Here is a 1,730-nt window from a genome sequence, read left to right as displayed (position 1 = left end):
CAGCATTCCGGGCGCGCAGCGACCGGGCCGGGACGTTCCTGGCGCGACCGGCGGTGACCAAGGCCGGCACGGCGGTGCGCGTGCAGGTCAACATCGCCGACCCGTCCGATGTCGACCTCATCGACATTACGACCTGCGACGGAGTCGGGTTGATGCGCACCGAATTCCTGTTCGGCAAGACGCTGCCGGATGAGGAGACGCAGTATCGCGCCTATCGCAAGGTGCTGGAGTGGGCCGGTGAAAAACCGGTGACGATCCGCACCGTTGACGCCGGCGGCGACAAGCCGGTGCCCGGCTTTACGGTCGAGGAGAGCAATCCGTTTCTCGGCCTGCGCGGGATCAGGCTGTCGCTGGCAAGACCCGAGGTGTTTCGTGTACAGATCCGGGCGCTGCTGCGCGCCGCTGTCCATGGCAGCCTGAAAGTGATGTTCCCTATGATCGCCATTGTGGAGGAATACCGACAGACAGCGGCGATGTTCGCCGAAGAGCAGACTGCACTTGCCGCACGCGGCGTCGCACACAACATGCCGCCGCTCGGCATCATGGTCGAAGTGCCTTCGGTGGCGATCGTACCGGAAGCCTTTACCGATGCCGCCTTCTTCTCGATCGGCTCCAATGATCTCACCCAGTATGTCATGGCGGCCGCCCGCGACAACGCTGCCGTGGCGCATCTCAATTCGGTCCGTCATCCGGCCGTGCTGCGGCTGATCGCTGCCGTGACGGCGTTTGGCCAGCGGGAAGAGATCCCGGTCAGCCTGTGCGGCGATGCAGCCGGCGATCCAGCCTCGATCCCGTCACTGATCGAGGCCGGCCTGCGCGATCTTTCCGTCGCGCCGGCGCAACTCGCCATGGCCAAGGCGGCCGTCGCGGACGTTTCTGTCTAGGCGCGGCCGGCATGGTCGACAGGACACCCGAACCCGGTTCCGAAGAGGCGATCCGCGCCTACAAGACGATCCTGTCGCAGGTCATCGACCAGCGCCCGTCCGGTATGCGCCAGCGCCTGGCCGATGCGCTCGGCAAGCACCGCAGCTTCGTCACGCAGATTTCCAGTCCTGCCTATTCGATCCCGATTCCGTCAAAACATTTGCCGGCTATATTTTCCGTCTGCCATTTCAGCCCGGCCGAGCGCGACCAGTTTCTCGCCGCCTATCACCAGGCGCATCCAGGCAAGATGTCGATCGCATCAGGCATGCGCAAGACGCGGCATGTCTCGCTGATCGTGCCGGATTTCGGCGACGACAAGCAGAACGCCGCGCTCGATAAGGCGGTGAACGATTTTATCCAAAAGATCACCAGCATCACCGGCAAGAGTGGCTGATCGAACTCTTGTTTTACGCAATTCCGGACGGAAAACCGCGATACACTTTTCCTGGAATTGCTTTGGAAGGCCTATTTCGGGAGGAGACGGCCGTGAAGAAGTTTATCAATTCGGTGGACACGGTGCTGACCGAAAGCCTCGACGGCTTCGTCGCCGCCCATGCCGACATCCTCGTGCTCGGCGACGAGCACAAATTCATCCGCCGCAAGACCTTGCGGCCGGGCAAGGTGGCGCTGATCTCCGGCGGCGGTTCCGGTCACGAGCCGCTGCATGGCGGCTTTGTCGGTCACGGCATGCTGGACGCCGCCTGCCCCGGCCAGGTGTTCACCTCGCCGACACCGGACCAGATGCTGGCGGCGGCAGAGGCCGTCGACACCGGCGCCGGCTGCCTGTTCATCGTCAAGAACTAGGA

2 protein-coding genes and 1 pseudogene are annotated in these 1,730 nt (G+C 63.5%); all 3 read left to right on the top strand.

Going from position 1 to position 1,730, the window contains the following annotated elements; all coding sequences use genetic code 11:
- Window positions 1-884: putative PEP-binding protein (locus EOA22_RS32565; protein WP_164756140.1), on the top strand; the 884-nt coding region annotated here is incomplete at its 5' end.
- 11 nt (window positions 885-895) lie between these two features.
- A complete protein-coding gene (locus EOA22_RS32560) occupies window positions 896-1,318 on the top strand; it encodes a hypothetical protein (protein WP_013528088.1) in 423 nt (140 codons plus the stop codon).
- 92 nt (window positions 1,319-1,410) lie between these two features.
- Window positions 1,411-1,725: pseudogene (locus EOA22_RS32555) on the top strand (dihydroxyacetone kinase subunit DhaK); the annotation flags it as partial.
- Between the last annotated feature and the right edge of the window lie 5 nt (window positions 1,726-1,730).

Origin of the sequence: Mesorhizobium sp. M7A.F.Ca.US.014.04.1.1 (assembly GCF_003998745.1) — a bacterium.
Lineage (GTDB): Bacteria > Pseudomonadota > Alphaproteobacteria > Rhizobiales > Rhizobiaceae > Mesorhizobium > Mesorhizobium ciceri.
The sequence above is the reverse complement of the archived record's forward strand: the minus strand, read 5'-3'. Positions and strand labels throughout refer to the sequence as shown.

What these genes read in the sequence shown, in the direction of transcription:
- EOA22_RS32560 (WP_013528088.1), top strand. Translation starts at nt 896, where the DNA reads ATGGTCGACAGGACACCCGAACCCGGTTCCGAAGAGGCGATCCGCGCC.